This window comes from Longimonas haloalkaliphila (assembly GCF_055379825.1).
Map to the genome: position 1 here is coordinate 1,955,593 of NZ_AP043948.1, position 21,622 is coordinate 1,977,214.

At 58.7% G+C, this 21,622-nt stretch carries 16 protein-coding genes; 11 read left to right on the forward strand and 5 right to left on the reverse strand.

Annotation, left to right across the window (positions count from 1 at the left end):
• Positions 1-89: 89 nt before the first annotated feature.
• The gene (trhA, locus tag ACZ48V_RS07635; protein WP_464538156.1) at positions 90-746 is read left to right on the forward strand and encodes a PAQR family membrane homeostasis protein TrhA; all 657 of its coding nucleotides are present in this window, start codon (positions 90-92) and stop codon (positions 744-746) included.
• A gap of 288 nt (positions 747-1,034) precedes the next feature.
• Here trhA and ACZ48V_RS07640 read toward each other — a convergent pair whose 3' ends face one another.
• The gene (locus tag ACZ48V_RS07640) at positions 1,035-2,699 is read right to left on the reverse strand and encodes a bifunctional aminoglycoside phosphotransferase/ATP-binding protein (RefSeq protein ID WP_464538157.1); all 1,665 of its coding nucleotides are present in this window, start codon (positions 2,697-2,699) and stop codon (positions 1,035-1,037) included.
• A gap of 147 nt (positions 2,700-2,846) precedes the next feature.
• Positions 2,847-3,056, reverse strand: coding sequence for a hypothetical protein (locus ACZ48V_RS07645; RefSeq protein ID WP_464538158.1), 210 nt, complete (start codon positions 3,054-3,056; stop codon positions 2,847-2,849).
• A gap of 287 nt (positions 3,057-3,343) precedes the next feature.
• On the opposite strand from ACZ48V_RS07645, the gene ACZ48V_RS07650 reads away from it, so the two are divergent.
• The 7 genes from ACZ48V_RS07650 (at position 3,344) to ACZ48V_RS07680 (ending at position 12,740) form a co-directional block, all read left to right on the forward strand.
• A complete protein-coding gene (locus ACZ48V_RS07650) occupies positions 3,344-3,955 on the forward strand; it encodes a TetR/AcrR family transcriptional regulator (RefSeq protein ID WP_464538159.1) in 612 nt (203 codons plus the stop codon).
• Between the two features lie 238 nt (positions 3,956-4,193).
• Positions 4,194-6,101 (forward strand): AMP-dependent synthetase/ligase, encoded by a 1,908-nt coding sequence (locus ACZ48V_RS07655; RefSeq protein ID WP_464538160.1) that lies wholly within the window; start codon positions 4,194-4,196, stop codon positions 6,099-6,101.
• Between the two features lie 290 nt (positions 6,102-6,391).
• Positions 6,392-8,800 carry a 3-hydroxyacyl-CoA dehydrogenase/enoyl-CoA hydratase family protein gene (locus ACZ48V_RS07660; protein WP_464538161.1) on the forward strand — a complete coding sequence of 803 codons (2,409 nt, stop codon included), beginning with the start codon at positions 6,392-6,394 and terminating at the stop codon, positions 8,798-8,800.
• A gap of 42 nt (positions 8,801-8,842) precedes the next feature.
• On the forward strand, positions 8,843-10,033 hold the full coding sequence (locus ACZ48V_RS07665; protein WP_464538162.1) for a thiolase family protein: 1,191 nt from the start codon (positions 8,843-8,845) through the stop codon (positions 10,031-10,033).
• 272 nt (positions 10,034-10,305) lie between these two features.
• A complete protein-coding gene (locus ACZ48V_RS07670; protein ID WP_464538163.1) occupies positions 10,306-11,112 on the forward strand; it encodes a squalene/phytoene synthase family protein in 807 nt (268 codons plus the stop codon).
• 164 nt (positions 11,113-11,276) lie between these two features.
• Positions 11,277-11,921 (forward strand): thioredoxin family protein, encoded by a 645-nt coding sequence (locus ACZ48V_RS07675; RefSeq protein WP_464538164.1) that lies wholly within the window; start codon positions 11,277-11,279, stop codon positions 11,919-11,921.
• A gap of 12 nt (positions 11,922-11,933) precedes the next feature.
• Positions 11,934-12,740 (forward strand): TerB family tellurite resistance protein, encoded by an 807-nt coding sequence (locus ACZ48V_RS07680; protein ID WP_464538165.1) that lies wholly within the window; start codon positions 11,934-11,936, stop codon positions 12,738-12,740.
• A gap of 213 nt (positions 12,741-12,953) precedes the next feature.
• On the opposite strand, the gene malQ is transcribed toward ACZ48V_RS07680, so the two are convergent.
• The 3 genes from malQ to ACZ48V_RS07695 all read right to left on the reverse strand — a co-directional run bounded on the left by malQ (position 12,954) and on the right by ACZ48V_RS07695 (position 16,997).
• The gene (gene malQ / locus ACZ48V_RS07685) at positions 12,954-14,534 is read right to left on the reverse strand and encodes a 4-alpha-glucanotransferase (RefSeq protein WP_464538166.1); all 1,581 of its coding nucleotides are present in this window, start codon (positions 14,532-14,534) and stop codon (positions 12,954-12,956) included.
• Between the two features lie 16 nt (positions 14,535-14,550).
• Positions 14,551-16,371, reverse strand: coding sequence for a PH domain-containing protein (locus tag ACZ48V_RS07690; protein ID WP_464538167.1), 1,821 nt, complete (start codon positions 16,369-16,371; stop codon positions 14,551-14,553).
• A 77-nt stretch (positions 16,372-16,448) separates the two neighbouring features.
• Entirely contained in the window at positions 16,449-16,997 is a 549-nt protein-coding gene (locus ACZ48V_RS07695) for a PH domain-containing protein (RefSeq protein ID WP_464538168.1), read from the reverse strand.
• A gap of 1,227 nt (positions 16,998-18,224) precedes the next feature.
• On the opposite strand from ACZ48V_RS07695, the gene ACZ48V_RS07700 reads away from it, so the two are divergent.
• The 3 genes from ACZ48V_RS07700 (at position 18,225) to egtD (ending at position 21,558) form a co-directional block, all read left to right on the forward strand.
• Positions 18,225-19,250, forward strand: coding sequence for a sensor histidine kinase (locus tag ACZ48V_RS07700; RefSeq protein ID WP_464538169.1), 1,026 nt, complete (start codon positions 18,225-18,227; stop codon positions 19,248-19,250).
• A gap of 95 nt (positions 19,251-19,345) precedes the next feature.
• A complete protein-coding gene (locus ACZ48V_RS07705) occupies positions 19,346-20,218 on the forward strand; it encodes a Rossmann-fold NAD(P)-binding domain-containing protein (protein ID WP_464538170.1) in 873 nt (290 codons plus the stop codon).
• A 341-nt stretch (positions 20,219-20,559) separates the two neighbouring features.
• Positions 20,560-21,558: an L-histidine N(alpha)-methyltransferase gene (egtD, locus tag ACZ48V_RS07710; RefSeq protein ID WP_464538171.1), complete on the forward strand. Its 999-nt coding sequence runs from the start codon at positions 20,560-20,562 to the stop codon at positions 21,556-21,558.
• Positions 21,559-21,622: the final 64 nt, after the last annotated feature.

Sequence of the window (21,622 nt, forward strand, 5' to 3'; positions counted from 1 at the left end):
AAGCCGCGAGCAGGTCGTCTCTGTTGCATGAAGTCAGGGAATCTGCGCGCCGTCTTGCCAGCATGTAGCGATCTACACGCCCTCTGCCCATGAGCCCAACACGTCCGGCCACCGCGCCCCACCAGTCGCATCTGGAAGAGCTGGTCAACAGCATCACGCACGGGGTTGGGCTCGTGCTGAGTCTGGTTGGCGGGGGCGTGCTGCTGGCGCTGGCCCTTACGTATGGTACGGCGGTGCACATCGTGAGCTGTGCGCTGTACGGCGCCACCCTTGTATTTCTGTATGGAGCTTCAACCTTCTACCACGCGGTAACGCGTCCGCGTCTCAAGTACATAGCCCGCGTGCTCGATCATGTGGGGATCTACCTGCTGATTGCAGGCACCTACACGCCGTTTCTGGCGGTAATGGTGCCTGAGCCGCTGGGATGGGGAGTGCTGGGGCTCGTGTGGGGCTGTGCGATCCTCGGGATGCTGTTCAAGCTCCTATCGCGCCATCGATTTCACTGGGTTGCCGTGGTGCCTTACGTGGTGATGGGCTGGATCGGAATTCTCTTTGCGCAGCCGCTCATTGAGGCCCTCTCGTGGGAGGTGTTTGGATGGATTCTGGCGGGCGGCGTGGTGTACACCAGTGGGGTCGTGTTTTTCGGTTGGAACCGCCTGCCCTTCAACCATGCCGTGTGGCATATCTTTGTGATGGGAGGGAGCGCCATCCACTACGTAGCTGTCTTGCGATACGTGCTTCCGTAGAAAAAAGGGTAGTGGATAGACGCTAAGTGATGAAGTGATTTGACACCGCAGCCTCGTCTCGGTCGAACCCCCTCTCCCTACGGGTTTCTCCCCCTTTTCCAAGGGGGGAGATGTCCACGGGATCACGCCTCCGGCGAAGCTCGGCAGACAGAGGGGGTTTCAGCGGACTGTGATGAAGTAGCCTACGTGATAATCACTTACCACTGAACCGCTACCGGAAAAAGAACACCTACAGCTGAACTACAGACGAACTACAGCCAGGCACAGGCACACGTCCTATCTGCCACGCTACTTAAGCTGGATGAGCGCCTTCAAGATCTGAACGGTCGTATCCTCCGGCTCTCCGGTTGCTTCTACCTGTATGTGGCGAGCATCTTCAAGTGCATCGGGCGCCTCGTAGCGGGCGGTGAGCAGCTCGAAGTCCTCAGCGCGCGCATCCGACACAACATCGGGGTGCGACTCGCGTGCTGCAAGGCGGCTCTTCAGGTCCTCATCAGGGGCAATGAGTTCAGTGAAGAGGGGCGGGCAGTGCGGCAGGCGTTTCCGAAGAGCGTCGCGCGTGCGCCGGTGGCTGTACGTCGCGTCGAGGATGAGGCCCGACGATCCATCTGCAACAGCGCCGACCGCCTGCTCAGCGAGGGCGTCGTAGGTGCGCTCTGACATGGCGCTGCTGTAGAGCTCCGCGCGCGTCTCGGTATCGGGGCGCTCATGCAGCGGCAATCCGGCGAGGCGCTTGCGCACCTGGTCGGACGACACGACCGGCCAGCCGAGCGCTTCGTGCAGCGCCTGGGCCTGCGTGCTCTTGCCCGTGCCCGGGCGCCCCATCACAACGACCACGCGCGGCGTGTTGCCGGCCACAAAGTAGCGGAGCGCCCACTGGTAGAACGTCTGGCTGTCGCGCTTGCACGCGTCGCGGGCGTCTCCGGTGATGTCGGGGTCATCGAGCTTCATGCCGTTAACCTTGCCGCGCACAAACGCACGATAGCTCTTGTAGAAGTCGGCCAGGCGGGCCAGGTTCGGGTCGCCGAGCGCGTCGGCAATGGCATTGACGAAGTAGCGGGCCAGATCGGGGCGCCCGTTTACGTCGAGTTCCATTGCGAGAAACGCGACGTCGCTCGCAATGTCGATGTGACGAAACCGCGTCGTAAACTCGATACAGTCATAGATGCAGACGCCGTCTTCGCTGAGATGCACATGTTCGAGCCGGAGATCGCCGTGCGCATCCACAATATGCCCGTTGGCGCGCCGCTCGTGAAACAGCAGGGCGTGGTGGTCTATGAAGCGCTCGGCCGCATACTGCAGAGCGCGGTACGCAGGCTCTGTGATGAGTCCGCCACGATGCGGAACGGCCTGCTCGAAGTTCTCCCGGATGTTAGTCCACACCCGGTCGACGCGCCCGTTTGCCGCAACTTCGGGCGAGGAGGGGCGTGCTGCGTAAAAGTCGGTCAGGACGTCAACCACGGCATCGAGGTCAGACTCCGTCAGCGTGCCGCGTTCGAGGCGCGCGTCCAGAAAGTCGTCGTGGGGAAGCATCTTCATTTTGACAGCGACCTCCACGACGTTGCTATCGTCTTCGAGGCGAAGGCCATCGGGCGTACGGGAAATGGGCACCACGCCCTCGTAGATAGCCCCGCAGAGGCGGCTGTTCAACCGGATCTCTTCCTCGCAGTAGTGGCGCCGCTGCGCCAACGTAGTAAAGTCGAGAAAGCCCAGGTCTACCGCTTTCTTGATCTTGTAAACATACGGAGGCGCCAGCGCTACATACGAGATGTGCGTCTGCACGACGTGGATCTGGTCGGGCGTGTAGGGATAGGCATCGGCACGTTCAAGAGCCTCGCGCAGCGCGCGTCCCGAAAGGGAAAGATCAGGGGGCAGTGAATCCGGCGGCGATGAATCCGAGAAAGATGAAGAGTGCGGCTCAGACGGTTCCGATGTAGCAGAAGGCGGAGACATAGGGGCAGGGATGAAGAAGGAAGGCGGTTAAGGAGCGAGAGGAACCGTTAGGCTTGCGACTGCAGCGCAAGGTAGGAAACCAGAGGAAACCAGAGGAAACCAGAGAGACGGGTGGGGGAGACGAGTCGGAGAGACCGGTGGGACAGACTATGGGACTTGCTCAACCTGCGTCGTGTCGGCCGGTGCATTGTCCTCTTCCATGGCCGATTCGGCAGCCGACACAAGAAAGTAAGCACTCCCCACAGCTGTGGCTATTGCCAGAACAATGAGAAAGGTTACGAGCGCACGAGTACCCAGCGGGCCCAGTGGACGCGGGGTTGAGGGGTCTTCGTGGGGAGGCGGAGCCTGATCAGGCATGAAGCGAAAAACACGGATGGAAAACGAATGCGGTAGCGTCGTTTCATAAGCCCGACGCGGGGCATAAGTTCATCAGAAAGTGCTGTATTGGCGTAGAGTACAGTCAACCGTAAAGAAATTATAGGACAATGCGAAGAGAATATGACCGAGGTGGTTGAATATGCCATGAGATGTGTTGTACGTTACAAATACGTTAGCGTCCCATTCTCGCGATGCAATGCGAAGGTACGGGGTGCAAACATACGCTGCTGAGCGACTTGAAGTACGTGTTCACCAAATAAGCTGCCATGAGCGACGCCTCCTCCCACAACGGCGACCTGCGCCGCGCTATCCTGGATACAACCCGCCGTCTTCTTGTGAAGAAGGGGTATCATAACCTATCGATGCGCAAGATTGCTCAATCGATCAACTACAGCGCGACCAGCATCTACCTTCATTTTGACAGCAAAGACGCCCTGCTGCACGCACTGATCGACGAAGGAATGCAGCGCCTGTATGATGCGTTTAGCGACATCGTAAGCGCATTTGACGATGAACCTGTAGCGCGGCTTCGTGCTCTCTGCGAGCAGTTTATTACCTTTGGCCTTGAAAATCCGGAGTACTACGAGATCATGTTTCAGCTGCGTCCGGAGCAGATGGAGCGCTACCCGGCCGAGAAATACCGCCGGGCGCGCCGCAACTTAGACACGATTGCGGAAGCGCTTGCTGAAGGGGCAGAAACCGGTGTTTTTGCTGTTGAGGATGCGCGCGTGGCAGCCAGCGCGATCTGGGCGTCGCTGCATGGCACGGTATCGCTACTCATCGCCGAGCGTGTCGACATTCGTATCGATCGTTCGGACTTCATCGAAACGGCGATCCGTCAGACGCTGCGTAGCTACACGGTTCCGTCGGTAGCTTGACATCTGCGAGGTATCATCTGCGGGGTATCATCGACCCTCTGGGCCGGCCTTGCCCGCATTCTGATATCATAGATCATGTAACACCATAGATTAAATACACCATAAGGCGTTATTGTGCTACGGGGTACCATACAACATTAATGCAGCATGAATGAGTACGAATGCAGCACAGCCTGTAACACGACCCTGTCAGAAGCTCTACAGACCGTTCACCACGTAACTAAATCCCTCTGCATCTATGCCTGGACCGATCCATACCGCCCCTCCATCTTCGGGAGATCCCGTATTGGGAAAGACATTGCCCGACCTTATGTATGAAGCGGCCGAGCGCTATCCTAACCCCCGCTCGTTCAACCAGCCCACGGCTCCGGTGAAGTGGCAGCCCATGGGGCTTCCCGACTTTCGCGTGCAGTCCGAAGAGTTGGCACTGGGCCTGCGGGAGCTTGGACTGGAACGGGGCGACAAGGTGGCTTTCCTGCTGGAGAGCGACGTTAACTTCTGCCTCGCGGATATGGGCTGCCTGATCGCGGGGTTGATCGACGTGCCCATCTACCTGTCGCACGGCCCCGAACAGATGGCCTATGTGATGGAGCACGCGGAAGCGCGTGCCCTGATCGTGGCCGACAACGCACGCCTGTCTCAGGCTGCACATCTACTCGACGAGTTGCCCAATATCGATCATGTGATTCTTGCAGAGGGCGATGGAAATATCGACCCTGAGCTGCCTGACGAGGTCGCATTGCATACGATGGACGAGGTGCGGACCATCGGACGCGACACGACCACCGACCGCGCAGCGGCTGCGCAAAAGCTGTGTGCGCAAATTAGCCCCGACGACCTGGCTACGCTCATCTACACGAGTGGCACCACCGGCATGCCGAAAGGGGTTATGCTCACGCACCAGAATATCTCATCGAACGCCACGACGGCGCTGAATGAGCTGACCGGACTGGAGAAGGCCGCTGGCGGTGAGACAGTGATCTCGTTTCTGCCGATGACGCACATCTTCGCCCGGGCCCTGCACTACGGGTTTATGTGGATCGGCGCCAGCGTGTACTTCACGCACCCAGACAACCTCGTGCAAGCGCTTCCGGTCGTGCAGCCCACCGCGTTTGCTTCGGTGCCGCGCGTGCTGGAGAAGGTGTACGCGGGCATCCAGAAGAAAATAATGGATATGACAGGCGCGCAGCACCAGATCGGAAGCTGGGCGCTTGGCCTCGCGGAAAACTATGACATGACGCAGTCGCCGTCGTTGATGGAGAACCTGCAGCTTGGCATCGCGGACAAGCTGGTCTTCAAGAAGTGGCGCGCCGCGCTTGGCGGACAGGTCAAGTACATCGTGGTTGGAGGCGCGGCCCTACAGCCGAACCTGGCCAATCTGATGGCGGCCGCCGGTGTTACGATCTTGCAGGGCTACGGACTCACCGAAACGAGTCCGGTCATCAGCTTTACGCGGCCGGAGCGCAATATGCCAGGCACCGTTGGCGAGCCGCTCCCGGGCGTAGAGGTGCGCATTGCCGACGACAAAGAGATCTTGACGCGCGGCCCGCACGTGATGCAGGGCTACTACAAAGCGCCCGAGAAGACGAAAAAGGTGCTCACCGACGACGGATGGTTTCACACAGGCGATATCGGGAAGTTTGATGCCAAGGGTAACCTTATGATCACCGACCGAAAGAAATCGCTCTTTAAGCTCTCGACGGGCAAATACGTCATCCCGCAGCCCATCGAAAATGCGCTGGGAAGCGAGGCGCTGATCGATAAAGCCGTCGTGATAGGGAACGGACGCAAGTACTGCAGCGCGTTGATCTTCCCCAATGAAGACCAGGTGCGTTCCGTCGCACGGCGTGAGGGGCTCGACGAAGACGCGCCCTTCTCGGACCTGTTAGAGAACAACGTGATCTACGGGGCGATGGCCAATCTGGTCAAAGATGCGAACAAAGGCATGGATCACTGGTCGACCGTGAAACGATTCGTGCTGATCCCCGACGAACTAACCCCAGAGTCCGGGCTGCTCACCCCGACTCTCAAGGTGAAGCGCCCGGTCGTGCACGATACCTATGCCGATGACATCGATGCGCTCTACGACGCTGACGACGGAACGGTGAATCGCACAGAACGCGGCACCGTTGTCGTAACGCTTTAGATCATGCGCCGTAGATCCGGCCATCACGCAGGATACCGTGGCAGGGGGCATTGCAGCCCCCTGCACCCGGCCCCTTACACTCGGTCTGTAGCATCGGCTTGCTGGAATACCAAGTAAAACCGCATAAAACCAGCTGCAAGCGCTTCCATCTTTAAGAGATACTTTGTAGGTTAACACCGTTAAGCTGGCATCTACGCCAGTGAGTGCTCTTTTGGCGCATTCTCCCTGTGCTCAGACGATCCTGTACTCAGACGACATTCCCCCGCTCACTTAACCGACTGAAGGTTCTTATGGAAACGACATCCGTATCCACCCGCTCTCTGCAGGTGGCCACGCCCACCACGCATCGCCCGTTTCGCACGGCTGCGGTGCTGGGCGCAGGCACCATGGGCGCACAGATCGCTGCCCACCTGGCCAATGCTGGACTCAACGTACACCTGCTCGACATTGCAGGCGACGACGATCCGAACGGCGTCGTCAATAAGAGCTTCAAGCAGACCCGCAAAGCCAGTCCCGACCCGTTTGTAAACGACGAGGCCGCCGATCGCATTACGCTGGGCAACTTCGACGATCACTTTGAGCGCATCGCTGAGGCCGACTGGGTCATCGAGGCAGTGCTGGAACGCATGGACATCAAGCGCAGCATCCACAAGCGGGTCGAGGAGCATGCCGCCGATGATGCGGTCATCTCTACCAACACCAGCGGTTTGCCCATCAACGAGATTGCGGAAGGGCGTTCCGATGCGTTCAAGCAGCGTTTTCTGGGCACGCACTTCTTCAATCCGCCGCGCTACCTGGAACTGCTTGAGCTGATTCCGACAGCTGATACCGCGCCCGATCTCGTAGAGCGCGTGGCGCAGTTTGGACGCGTGCACCTGGGCAAGAGCATCGTCGTTGCCAACGACGTGCCGTACTTTATCGGCAACCGCGTGGGCGTGTACGGGCAACTGCAGGCGCTGCGCTTCTTCACCGACGGCGACTACACGATCGAGGAGATCGACACCCTCACCGGACCGCTTGTCGGGCGCCCGAAGTCGGCGACCTTCCGTACCGCTGACCTGGTGGGCCTCGACGTGCTGCTGGACGTCACGCAGAACCTTTACGACAAGGTCGAAGGCGACGAACAGCGCGAGGCCTTCCATACGCCTGACCTGCTTCAGAAGCTGGTGGAGGCAGGCAAACTGGGGCAGAAGACCCGGGCCGGATTCTACACAAAAGACGATGGCGAGATTAAGTCGGTCGATCCGGATACGCTGGAGTACACGTCTGCCGATGAGCAAGACCTCGGCGACATCCGCACGATTAAGAAGGCGGGCGATCTGACTTCCCGCCTGCAGGCGCTCTGGAACGACGATGGACGCGCAGGCCACTTCTTCCGCGAAACGACGCTCGACCTGTTGGCCTACAGCGCCAACCGTATCGGCGAAATTAGCGACAACCCCGCCGACGTCGACCGTGCCATCCGATGGGGCTTCGGCTGGGAGATGGGTCCGTTTGAAATGTGGGATGCGCTGGGGGTTCAGCGGGTCCTCGATGCGCTTTCCGACCAGGATCGTATGGTGCCTGACTGGGTCGACGCGCTCGCGAACCGAGACGATGCTGCTTTTTATCGGACCGATGATGGTGCGCAGCAGGTCTACCGCCCAAGCGATGCCACGTACATTGACGACGCGGCTCCACGCGACGAACTCACCCTCGCATCCGTTAAAACCAATGCCGACCGTACGCTGTGGGAGAACGACGAGGCGGCGCTACTCGACATTGGCGATGGGGTGGCGCTCTTTGAGTTCCGCTCCAAAGCGAATGCGCTGGGCCAGCAGGTGATGAACGGGCTGCAGGAGGTCATCAACCGGGTCGAAGACGATCCAAGCCTGCGCGGACTGGTCATTGGCAACGAAGGCAAGAACTTCAGCGTGGGCGCTAACCTCGGCGAGATGGCGGAGTCGGCCCTGCAGGGCGACTTTCAGGCGATCGGCGCCTACATCAAACAGTTTCAGCAGACGATCCAGAAGGTGCGCTACGCCACCAAGCCCGTGGTGGTGGCCACGCATCAGAAAGTGCTGGGCGGTGGCTGCGAGATGGCCATGGCGTGTCCACAGCCGGTGGCCTCGCTCGAAACCTACATCGGGCTCGTAGAGCTGGGCGTGGGGCTCATTCCTGCGGGTACCGGCACCATGCGCATGGCGGCATGGGCCGATCAGCGCGCAGCGAGCGACCACCCGAGCGACATCCAGGCGATCTTGCGTGGCTACTTTGAGACGATCGCGATGGCGGAAGTCGCCGAGAGCGCCCACCAGGCGATCGACAACGGCATCCTGCCGGAGCACACAACCCTCGTGATGCACGACAAGCGCCGCCTGCACGTAGCGAAGCAGCAGGTCATTGCCAAGAGCGAGCAGGGCTACCTGCCCCCGCCCACGCTCGACCGCATCAAGGTGCTGGGCGAGCCCGGACGGGCCGCCTTCGACGTAGCGTTGCATCAGTACAAGGAGGGCGGCTACATCAGCGAGTACGATCAGTTCCTGGCGCACAAGCTGGCCTACGTGATGACGGGCGGCGACCTGAGTGCCCCGCAAGAGGTCGATGAGCAGTACCTGCTCGACCTGGAGGTGGAGGTGTTCTTGAGTCTCCTGGGCGAAGAGAAAACCCAGGCGCGCGTGGAGCACATTTTGAAGCACAACAAGCCACTGCGGAACTAAGACGCCTGCTCGTATCCATTAACAAATCCAACGCATTCAACTATGCAAGCAACCAACGAAGCATTTATCGTCAGCAGCGTGCGCACCGCCGTCGGCAAGGCGGACCGCGGCACGTTGCGCACCACGCGCCCTGAAAAACTGGGCGCCGAAGCGATCAAAGGCGCACTGGCCCGCGTGCCCGGACTGAGCAAAAACGATGTTGAGGACGTGATCATGGGCTGTGCCTTTCCGGAAGGCCCGCAGGGCATGAACATGGGCCGCGCCATCGCTCAGAAAGCGGGGCTGCCCGACCACGTGCCCGGCGCCACCGTGAACCGCTTCTGCTCCTCGGGCCTGCAGACCATTGCGATGGCCACGCAGGCGATCGTAACCGGACAGGCCGATGTGATGGTGGCAGGCGGTGCCGAATCCATGAGCCACGTGCCCATGAGCGGCTTCTACTTTCAGCCCGACCCGGAGCTTACAGAGACCGACCCCGACTACTTTGTGTCGATGGGCATCACCGCCGAGAACGTGGCCGATAAGTATGGCATCTCGCGCGAAGACCAAGACGCGTTTGCGCTGCGCTCGCACGAACGCGCCGCTGATGCGGTGCAGAGCGGACGTTTCGATGACGAGATCGTCCCGCTCGACGTGCACATTCGCCACTACGACGACGGCGAGGTGCACGAGCAATCGACCACCTTCGACACCGACGAGGGGCCGCGCTTCGACACCAGCATGGACGCGCTGGGCGGACTGCGTCCGGCCTTTCGTCGTGGCGGTAGCGTAACGGCGGGCAACGCCTCGCAGCGCTCCGACGGTGGCGCCGCGACCATAGTAGTGAGCGAGAAGAAGCTCGCCGACCTCGACGCCGACCCGATCGGACGCCTCGTGAGCTTCTCCGTGGCCGGTGTAGCGCCGGAGCTGATGGGCATTGGCCCGGTCGAGGCCATCCCGAAAGCACTCAAGCAGGCGGGCCTCTCGCTCGACGACATCGGACTGGTTGAGCTGAACGAAGCCTTTGCTGCGCAGGCGGTAGCGGTGATTCGCGAAACGGGGCTCGATCCGGAGATCGTCAACGTAAACGGCGGCGCGATTGCGCTGGGCCACCCGCTGGGCTGCACCGGCGCCAAGCTCACTGCAACGCTGCTGCACGAAATGCGGCGCCGCGGCATCCGCTACGGCCTCTGCACCATGTGCGTAGGCGGTGGCATGGGCGCAGCGGGCATCATTGAAAATCTGGATGCATAGCTAAAATACAGCTAAACAAATAGCTGGATGCATAGTGCATTGCTGTGCACTCAGGTCATGTACGATCTAACGCCCCGGCTCACTACGAGTCGGGGTGTTTTTTGTGGATGCGAACGGGGTTTCTACAGTCCCTATTCGGATGCGAAACAGAGCTTGTGAATCTCTGTGCAGGGGAGCCATGCCCGCAAACGACAGGCCCGGTTGGTCGTATGGAGATGTTGCGTGATACCGCGATACACCTTATCACTGCCTCACCAAACCGCTCTCTCGCCGTGCCTGTGCCCGATACCGAATTACCGCGTCCGTACGAGAGCGGATGGCCGCGTGCCACACGCACCGCCGCACAGGCGTTCTGGGACTGGCACGATGCTTTGCGCGACGCGGCCCCCACCTCAGAGCGGGCGCTCAACGTAGATTGCAAGGCAGCCGATGCGGGCGAGCGCCTGCGCCTGGTGCCCGATGCTGTGTCAGAGGCGGCGTATGAGGCGTGCCGTGAGCATGGACTAAAGCGCCGCTATCTGGCTGCGCAGGTGAACGGGTTGAAGCGTCACCAGCCGCCGGTACGCTACGAAACGAGCGCCGACCTGAAGCGCTTTCTGGATCGCTGGATCGTTCCGCACGGGCGGCTTCTGGCCGGGCTGGTGCCGGGGGCCGGGTCGCTCAAGCGTGCGACCGACCATCTGAGCCGTGGGTTTTTCTATACCGCCATGGTAACCCATCTGCCACAGCATCTGGCTGACGACCGACTGTACGTGCCTCTGAGCGACATCGAGCAGGTTGGGACCTCCGTACGGGAGCTGCGCCGGGCGTCTGTAACCGAGCCGGTGCGTAAGCTGCTCTGGAAGCAGAGCATCCGTGCGCGCGATGCACTGGCACAGGGCCACTCGGCCCTTACCCGTCTCTCGTGGCGCCCGAAGTGGCGTCTCAAGTTCTGGTGGCTCGGCGCTCTGGAGGTGCTTAGCGAGGTCGAGCGCCGCGACTTCGACGTGTGGGGCGAGCCTATAGCGCTTGATCGCTGGCACACCGCACAGGTGTACCTGCAGACCTACCTGGGACGCGCTACCGGTCGTATGTCGTAAGACGACTACATCCAAGAAATCCAAGAAGTAGTGCATTGGCCTGTGTGGACGGTTTCAGCACGTTCTGGCGTGTAACGGCAGCCCAGGGCCGGATACACAGGCCTACCTGCAAAGAGAGGCTCCCCCCGTTGTTCACACCTTTACTCATATAGCATCCGCACATTATGTCTGATATCCAATCTACCGCATCCCCCCAGACCGTTGACCTGGAGCGCGTGCAGCGCGACGGCATGACGTACGATGAGTACATGGCGTACTGGGAGGCCGAGCGCAACGCGCCGCTCCCCGATGATGCCGATGCGGGCGATCGTCGCATGAAGCATTACCTGAACTACAATTACGAGCGGCAGGCGATGGTACACGACAGCTACGCTCCGTCTGAGACGCTCCAGGAAGCGCTCGGTGCCGTTGATGCGCCGCAGACCTGGATGGTGATCACCGAGCCGTGGTGTGGCGATTCGGCCTTCTCGCTTCCGGTTATTGCGGAGGCTGTCGAAGCGCATCCCGACATCGACCTGCGCATTGTGCTACGCGATGAGAACTTGGATCTGATGGACCGCTTCTTGACGGGCGGTTCGCGAAGCATTCCTAAGCTGGCCGTGCTCAGTGAAGCCGGTACCGTACGCTTTACGTGGGGGCCGCGGCCGGAACCTGCGCAAGACCGTTACGATGCGTTAAATGCCGATGGAAAGGATAAGATGGAGATTGTGAACGAACTGCTTAATTGGTATGATGAGGGCGGATGGCAGCACGTAGATCGTGAACTGGCTGATGCACTGCGGGCTGCTTCGCCCCCTTCTTCATCGTAGTATTCTATTGTTATGCCTGACGCTCACTGGACCCCTGCTCACGATATTGCGCTTCTGTACATGGCCGCTGCTTATGGATTCGACGATAGCCTGTCGGATGCAGAGGCGGTGTCGGTGCAAGAGGCGCTGGCACCCTGGGCGGCAGGGTACAGCCTCGATGTGCGCGAAACGCTGATAGAAGCGGCGACGCTGCTGTCAGAGGGCGACGCCCCCGATCGCGAGGTGGCGGAGGCTGTGGAACGGCTCTCTGATGAGTTCAGCCCCGACCATCACGGCGACATTCTGAAGGGGCTTGTGAGCATCGCGGAGGCAGACGGTGTGCTCTTGCAACACGAGCAGGGGCTCATTACACACGTAGCGAAAACGTGGGGGCACAAGGCGCTTGGTGAGCAGCTCATGGACAACACGACGGCAGCGGTGCAGTCGGGCGACGAGGACTGGAGCTTGATACACGAGTTGGCCTTTCTGTTCGTGGCCGTAGCCCACGCCGGCAACCACGAGCTCAACAGCGACGAGGTAGCGATGGTGAAGAAACGGCTGGGCCCATGGCATCCCGATCTGGACGCTTCGGCGATTGAAGACGTTATTCGTACGGCGCTGCAGGTCTATGCCGCATCCGACCAGGCGCTCATTCAAGACGTGGTGCGTACGCTCAAGCAAGCCCTTCCGGATGTGCAGCGCCTGGCCGTGCTTGATGATCTGTATTGTGTAGCCCGCGCCGACGGACCGATCACCGATGAAGAGGAGGCGCTCATTGAAGCGCTTGGTCGGTCGTGGGACGTGCAGGTGCGCCTTTCGCCTACGTGCGGAGACGCATAGCAAGCGGGCACCGCCCCGTGCATATCGCTCATCCTGTATTGCATTCTGATAGAGCACCGGAGAGTACACGCCGGTACGACAAAAGAGACGCACATGTGCTTTTTCGGCACGTGCGCGTCTCGTTGTCTTAATTATCGAGTGTGGAGAAGCCGAACAGTCAGAGAGCGTTTGCACTCCTTTTTGGGGCGTACAGTTCAGTATGCTGGAGGGGCCTCAGGTCTCCGAGGCCTCAGATGAAGACAGGGCGGTGTCAGCATCTTCTGGGGCAGATGACGCATCTGTCTTGGTGCTATCTGTGGACGGGGCACGCCCGTATGCCTGCGTCCAGGAGCGCAGGCGGTCGAATCCGTCATGATCGAGCAGCGCCTCAGACATGCGCCAGCTCCAGTTACCCCTGTCTGTGCCAGGGACGTTCATGCGTGCGTCCGAGCCAAGTCCGACGACGTCTTGCATGGGAATAACCACACGGTCGGCGGCGGAGGCCCACAGCATGCGCTGTGCTGCGTATTCGACCGAGGGGGCATGCTCCAGGTCGAGATATGTGCGTGCGTACTCCTGTTCACGGGCGGTGGCGTCGTCGTGCCACCAGCCCTGAAGCGTGTTGTTGTCGTGCGTGCCGGTGTAGGCGACTGTATTGCGCGGGTAGTTGTGGGGCAGGAAGATATTGTCGGCGTCCGTCTCGAACGCAAACTGCAGCACGACCATGCCAGGCAGATCGAAGGCATCGCGCAGCTCGTAGACCGAGTCGGTGATGTCGCCGAGGTCCTCGGCGACAATGGGGAGCGTTCCCAGCTCTTGCTGCAGGTGCGCAAAGAACGATGCACCCGGACCGTCTTCCCAGTGTCCATCGACGGCGGTTTCTGCGGTGGCGGGAATGGCCCAGTAGGCGTCGAAGCCGCGAAAGTGATCGAGACGCAGTAGATCGACCTGGTCAAGCACGTGCGACATGCGGCGTGTCCACCACGCGAAGTCGCGCTCGGCCATTGCGTCCCAGCGGTAGAGCGGATTACCCCAGCGCTGGCCTTCGGGACTAAAGTAGTCGGGTGGCACCCCTGCTACTGCTGTGGGCTGACCGTTGGCATCCAACCGAAACAGCTCTTGATTGGCCCACACGTCGGCGCTATCGTGCGCTACATAGATAGGCAAGTCCCCAAAAAACTGAATGTCGCGCTGTGCGCAGTAGGCCTTGAGGGTATTCCACTGCCGGAAGAAGAGAAACTGCCAGAAGGCATGCTTGCGGCAGTCCGTTTCATGCTCGTCGCGGGCGGCAGCGATGGCATCATCGTCGTAGCGTGCAAGCGGAGCGGGCCACTCTGTCCAGGGCACACCGCCGTGGGCGGTGCGCAACGCGCGGTAGAGCACATAGTCGTCGAGCCAGTGGGCGGTCCGGTTGCGGAAGCGGGCAAACTCGGTCTTCGCTGTAGCAGATGCATTATCGAAGCGCTTAAAGGCTGCGGTGAGCATCCGGTTTTTGTGCTCATACACCGCGTGATAATCGACCCGGTCAGATGGCAGGTTACGTAGCGGAGCGACCTCATCTTCGGTGACGAGCCCTGCATCGAGCAAGGGGGTGGGACTGATGAGAAGCGGACTTCCGGCAAAGGTTGATCGGCTACTGTAGGGTGACCCCGAGGGGCCGGTGGGTCCGGTGGGAAGCACCTGCCACAGCTGCTGATGGGCCGACGCAAGGCGATCGGCAAAGGCATAAGCCCCATCGCCAAGATCACCAATACCGTATGGGCTAGGCAGTGAGGTAATGTGGGCGAGGAGTCCGCTCTGGCGAGCGTCAGACATAGGGCGATTGGGGCGGTTATGAGGAAGAGTCACGAGGAAGCGGTAACGCGCGCGGCACGGTGTCTGGATCGACGAGATACGGTCTGGAGTCAGTGCTGTCAGGAGGGGCTGTGGCGGTGGCGACCATAGACCGGTAGAGCGAGTGAAACTGGCCATGGAGCGTATCAACGGCGTTGTCTGCTGCCTGGGCCTCCACGTCGATAATGTCGGGGTAGGCAAAGGCGGATGCGCCGGCGGTATCTACGAAGAGCGTTTTGAGGTGGAGGCGGCGCTGCAGCACGCTGTCGGTAGCATAGAAAACCTGATAGCGATTGATAGGCATCATCCAGAGGTAGTGGCGCAGCACGCCACGGCGCACGTACAGGCCATCGTGCCCGATAGCATAACGATGATAGTGGTAGTGCAGATAAGCGGCTACGCCGAGCGCTGGCACGGCGAGGAGTCCCCACCATGGCAGGGCGATGTCGTACGGATGCCACCAGCCGCCTGGCCAGAAGTAGACAGCGGGAGCCAGTACAGCGAGCAGCACGCCCAGGCGCCGTAGGAAGTGGCGGCGGATCGTGAGGGGCGACACGCGCTCAAACGTTTCGGGTAGGTCGAGCGGGCGCACATGGTTTGCGAGGTCGAGCACGGTAGACCAGCGTGCGAAAGGAGCAACGACGCGCTGCCCCTGCTGGTCGGTGTTTAGTCCCATGGTCTGTACCTCAAGCGTATACCACCCGAAAGCGCGCATTAGCGGTGTGGTTTGCACGATCATTACCTGCACCTTGGCCAGTGGGATGGTGCCTTCGGTGACGGTGAACAGGCCGTGGCGTTTGCGCAGTTTGCCTTTCTCCATCCAGAGCTTGAAGCCGTAGTAGCGGTTCAGGGTGAGCAGGATGCCGGAGAGCCAGCCCAAGAGCGCCGCCAGGATGACGGTAGTGAGCACGGTAAGAACAGGCGAGTCGTACATCGATTCGACAACGACATCGATACGGTCCTGTGAGAGTAGAAACCAGTTGGTCAGGGTCTCCGGATCTACAAACTGGAGGACTGAGAAAATTACCGCGAGGTAGAAGAGCGAGAAGCGAAAAGCGCCGGCCAGCAGCACATGAGGTAGCGACATGGAGAACAGCGTTTCAGAGAGCGGGGCCGCTTCCTCTGGATTGTCGGAGCTTGATTCCGGATCGCTGGCCTGGGCGTCGGCGGCCCGCTGATAGGTGCGCACGGCCGTACGGATCTTATGAGCCTGGCGGAGGCTCACGTACTCAATGCTTGCTTCGGTAGACGCGCTACCTGCGGTTTCGAGGCGCACCTGTGCGAGGTTCAGGAACCGCGCCAGTAGGCGCTGCTCAATTTCGACGTTCTGGACGCGCTCGATCGGGATGCTGCGATTCTGCCGGTTGATGACCCCGCTCTGAATCACAATCTGACGCGGGGTGATGCGGTAGCTAAACCGCAGATACTGCAGAATAATCGCTGGAATAGCAAAGACGGCATACACGCCCCCCAGAAAAAGGGGCATCCAGATCGTTGAGTCTGGATTGGTGAGCGTAGGTAGCAGAATCAGTGCCAGAGCGGGCAGGCTGGCCAAGAAGCGCAGAAACAGGGTAAGGGGATGCAGACGCTGCGGCTCGCGCACGGCTCCCAGAAGCCCGTTATCGTCTTCAGATGCGTTCTCAGACGCGTCACTGGCAGATACGTCACCGTCTTCAGGGGCCGTGGCATTCACATTGGCTCCGTTGGTTGCGTTATCCGACGCACCGTCCGAGACCGGGGAAGAGGCAGGGCGGTCGGTAGGGGCATCGGAAGATGCAGGATTGGAAGGTAGGTCAGCGCCAGGAGGTGTAGGGGACATAACGGGGGTGGACGAAGCGTCAGAAGCGTGGGCTACCGCATTACAGGCTACCGCATTGGATGGGGCGTGGCGTGCTGCTACAGCACATCTTCAGTTAGTGGATCATTTAGAATATACTGCTTGACCTCGTCGCGGATGCGTTCGGCGGTGGTAAGAGGGAGGCCAGGGATCACTACATCGCTTGACCGGGTGCCCGCCGTGTGAATGATCAGCCGCCCAAGGTCAAACTCGCGCTCAAAGATGTCTTGCGACACATCGAGGTGCTGGATGCGGCGCAGCGGCACCACGGTGCGCACGTGTGTGATGACGCCATATTCAAGCACCAGCTCATCTTCGTGCAGCTCATAGCCCCATGCGTTGTAGCGCCAGCGTGGCCACACGACAATGTACAGAACCATGCAGATGAGAACGCCCGTCACGATCCCGAGCAGCATGGTCCAGTCGGTTCCCGAAAAAAAACGGGTGACTGCATAGAACAGGATGCCCAGGAAGATAACGGTGTGTAGCAAGCACAGCTTGATACGCCACACCGAGCGGATGTCAGGGGCAAGCGCTGTAAGATTGCTGGAGGGCAGCAACGCGCGCGGCGATGCTGCGGGCGAAGAGAGCGTAGACGGTAAGTCCATAAGAGGGAAGGCACGAATCAGAAAGCCTTACTCATAGCAGTTGGGTAGATACAGGTTTCAGGAGATGCCGCAGGTGTACGGTGCGTTTCTTGTTTGGCTGCATGGCGGAGAACGGTTAGCCATCCTGTAGCAGGATACCCTTGAAGACAGGACGAATAGCGGGGAGAGGCAGGGGTACGTGCACGTTTGTTGTAGAGACTCATCCATAAGAGCACCTTGCCTTAATCCCGACATTGGGGATCTTAATACTGTGAAGATGGTGTATGGCTGTAGTGTGAGCCTATAATTAGGTTACAACAAAAAGCACAATGAAGAGAGTAGCTGCAAAAGAGCTAACTCAAGGGAATGTGTTGCAGTATAAAAATGTGTTGTAGTATAAAGTAGCGTAAAAGCACATTCCAAATATCTCAGGCCAGATTCGGATCGGGTAAGCAACATAATGGCTTCTCCGGTCCTGTCCCCAAATCTCAGTCTGAGGAACGTTACAGTATGCAACGATGCGTGTCCCCTTTAATGGTAACAGCATAAGCCTTAAAGAGGAAGCCATTCCGCTGTTGGAGCAGTATACAAGTTACTGTGTCAACGTAGCGGCGTGAGGTTCAAGGAAGCAAGATAGCTCTCAAGAATCTCCTGCGTCAATCTCGTTGCCGAAGTCTGAGATGTCAATGCAGACATGCGTTCCGCCAGAATACTGGTGTTGTATACCAAGTCAAGAAGCTGATAAGTCGTTTAGCTCTTGCGTCGGTATGGGTGCCTTATGAATCGTATTAAGTGATTCTTGTGGAGGAAGCGCATCCAGTATCTTACAGCATTCCATTATGTCCAAAAGGCTGCGTACAGCCCATGAATTGGTGTTCTGATACGGAAATCCAAGAAGTTGACACAGATCCCAAACATTTTGAGACGTATAGACAAGCGCTGACACTGCAGGGTCACGTTATTACGTGTGTGTCTGTAAGTAAAAGGCGCACAGATCACGCGCTTTTCGATCACATCCAAGAAAGGTCTGCAACCATGCATCTTAGGAGCTGGCAGTTGTATCTAACGGAGTCCATGAGCGAGAGGAAATCCCGAGAGCGTCGTCCAAAACGTTTTGCTCGGTTCCGATTGGCGAAACAACGCATCAAGGAGTACGAGAGGGCTGGCAGCGCCAGCAAAGACACGCCCGATTCAGAGCATGCTTCGCCGCCGTTGTACCAGATTCCGATACAGTCCCCCCGAAGCTCCATGCTGCTCTTACTGATCTCGCCGTTGCTTTTCCGATACGAGGCGTTTCTGCCTATTCTTGGTTATGTTATGATCGGCGTTGCGGCCGTTGCTTTTCTGGTCTGGGGATACCAGCACATGCGCGCCCGTAACCAGCGTCTCGAAAGGCTTGTGGAGCAGCGTACAGCTCGTATCCAGCTGCAGGCTCGGCAGCTCGCACGCTACAACGCCGAACTGATCCGAAGCAACAAGATGTTGCAGCGCACGGTGGATGAGAAGTCGCAGGTCTTGGGCGTTGCCGCGCACGACCTGAAAAACGCGGTGTTTGGCATCCAGGCGCTCTCAGAAGTGATGCTTGAGGACGAGACGCACTCTGAAGCTACGGCCCGTCGGCTCGGTCTTATTCATAACTCAGCCGACGAAGCCATGGAACTGATCGCGAATCTGCTGTCCTCAGCAGCCAGCAGTGTACATGGGTCCATGGAGAAGCGTCCCTTCGACTTAAATAGCATGGCTGAACTCGTAACACATAGCTTTACGGCACAGGCCGAGCGCAAAAATCAGTCAATTACATGCTTTGTGCCGCCTGAGCCTGTTCTGGTTGAGGGCGATGAAGATCGCCTGCGTGAAGCCGTTAACAACCTGGTTAGCAACGCCGTCAAGTACTCTCCGCATGACAGTACAATCAGCATCGAAGTTGTGGGCAGTAACAGTCATGCCTATATCTCGGTTGAAGATGAAGGGCCGGGTATTGGAGAGCACGAGCAAGAAGAGCTGTTCAAGCCCTTCGAGCGGCTCTCCACGAAGCCAACAGGCAATGAAGGATCATCAGGGCTTGGGCTGTACATTGTAAAGCAGATTGTGAAACGTCATCAGGGGCATATCACAGTTGACTCAGAGGAAGACGAAGGGAGTACGTTTACAATTTCGCTGCCCCGCATCGAGGCGTCTCAGGAAGACGAGCTCTCAGATGGTAGGCCGACCAAGCGTTCTGCACCGCCTACGCTCTCATTTGAAGCCTCGGCAGTGGCTGAACTACGCAATTAAATACCCATAGGCAAGATGCATAGAAAGCCATATAAAAAGCGTATATCGCATCTGCGTACGCGTCATGACATGATCAGCACACATTGGTTTAAGCTATGGCTCTCTCAACGTCGCTGCCTTCCGTTAGCATTATTGGATGCGGATGGGTTGGGTTGCCTACCGGGCAGATGCTCTCTTCGCAAGGGTACCGGGTGAATGGAAGCACCACGCGAGCATCACGGCAAGAGGTTCTTGCAGATGCGGGGATTTCTCCGTTTGTGACAACCCTTCAGCCCGCCCCAACACCAGAAGTGCCTGCGCTCTTCAAAAGCGATATTTTGCTGTGTACCCTGCCTCCGGGACGCTCCAATGCAGCTGCAGCTAACGAAAATACATACGCTGCCCAGATCAGGGCCCTGATGGATCAGGCAAAAAATCACGGCGTGGCGTGCGTTATCTACACCAGTTCAACGGGGGTATATCCTCCGGTCAACGGCACGGTAGACGAGTCGGATTTTGACCCCCGGTATCCTGAAGACTTCGATGCTCCTGCGCGCCACACGGCCCATGCTGTGCGAAAAGCGGAACAGATCATCACTACAGCATATCCTGCGGCGTCGGTGCTGCTTCGCCTGGGGGGGCTGTTTGGGCCTGAGCGACATCCCGGACGATTCATTGCAGGACGCACCGACGTGGCGCGCCCTCATGGGCCCGTAAACATGGTGCACCGCGATGATGTGGTCGGTGTCATCGCGCATATCATTCGCAACGATGTGCGCGAAGGGGTATTCAACGTTGTTGCACCGCAGCACCCTACACGCCGTGTTTTCTATGAAGCAGCTGCCACAGACCACGGGGGTACACCCCCTACGTTTGGGCCCGCTGAAGGACCAGCGGGCAAGCGCGTGTCGTCAGCACATCTGGTAGAAACCCTGGGATACACATTTCAACATCCAGACCCGGTAGCTCCATTTCGACAGCAGGCATGACGTGCGCATCCCTTCTGCTGCCTCTTCTGTTATGAAGATAAAGGTCTCAGTATACGATACGGTACACGGCACGAAAGCTCTAACCGGAACGCGCATCTGCTCGTTGGGCAACGAGGCGTCTTCGTAGCAAAAGGTGTAACGTTTTAAGGAAAGGTAACCACGCAGCGTGTGCGTGCCTTACTTTTGTGGGGAGATACCCCTTTTCTATAGAGGCATGCCTGAATAAAGTCAGCCGCTTTCTTCCGCGTTTACGTTTCCCGTATTTACGTTCGAAGACTGCCGGCTGCAGCTACGACGCTGCATTCTCGTCTCTACCCCCCACACCTTGTCTCAGGTTCTCTATGCTTTCTACGCTTGCCTCCGGTGTCCACTCGCTTGTCGACTGCAACCCAACATCCGATTCGTTTCGTGCTGACATACAGGAGGGATTAAACCGAGAGGACAAGCAGATTCCATCAAAGTACCTGTACGACGAGCATGGCTCCGTGCTGTTTGACAAGATCTGCGAGCTGGACGCGTACTATCCTACGCGAACCGAGAAGCAGATCATGCGCACCTACGAAGCCGAGATTGCCGCGGCTGTCGGTCCCCATGCAGCTATTCTCGAGTACGGAAGTGGAAGCAGCGAGAAAACGCATCTGTTACTTCAGGCGCTGGAATCTCCTGCTGCGTACGTGCCTATCGATATCTCTAAAGAGCACTTGATGGCTGCGGCCGAGCGGATTGCTAATTCCTTTCCCAATCTACCCGTTATGCCCGTCTGTGCCGATTACACGGCGCGCGTGCCCATGCCTGTACAGAAGGATGCGTATCGCCGTGCTCTGGCCTACTATCCGGGCTCTACGATCGGCAACTTTCTTCCGGCGCAGGCTACTTCGTTTCTTGCACAGATGCGTGCCCAAGTGGGAGGTGGCGGAGGTATACTCATCGGGGTCGATCTTAAGAAAGATCCAGACCGTCTTCGCCGTGCATACAACGATCCAGAGGGGGTTACAGCCGCATTCAACAAGAATCTGTTACGGCGCATCAACAGAGAACTGGGAGCGGATTTTAACCTGGGTACTTTCAAGCACGAGGCGCGTTGGGTCTCTGAAGAAAGCCGCATTGAGATGCACCTGGTAAGCACCAGAGCGCAAACCGTACGCATTGCTGGTGAGGCGGTCTCGTTTGAAGAGGGGGAATCGATCTGTACCGAATACTCACACAAGTACACGATAGAAGGCTTCACGGCGCTAGCCCGTCAGGCAGGGCTCGGTATTGAGGCAACCTGGACCGACGCGGATAGCCTGTTTAGCATCCATTATGCGATACCTACAAATGGGGTCGTTGCGGATTCGTAATCGTTGCGTGAAACGAGCCCTCTGTTCAGGCCTTCGAAAAAAAGCTTCTACTCGTCAGTTTCAA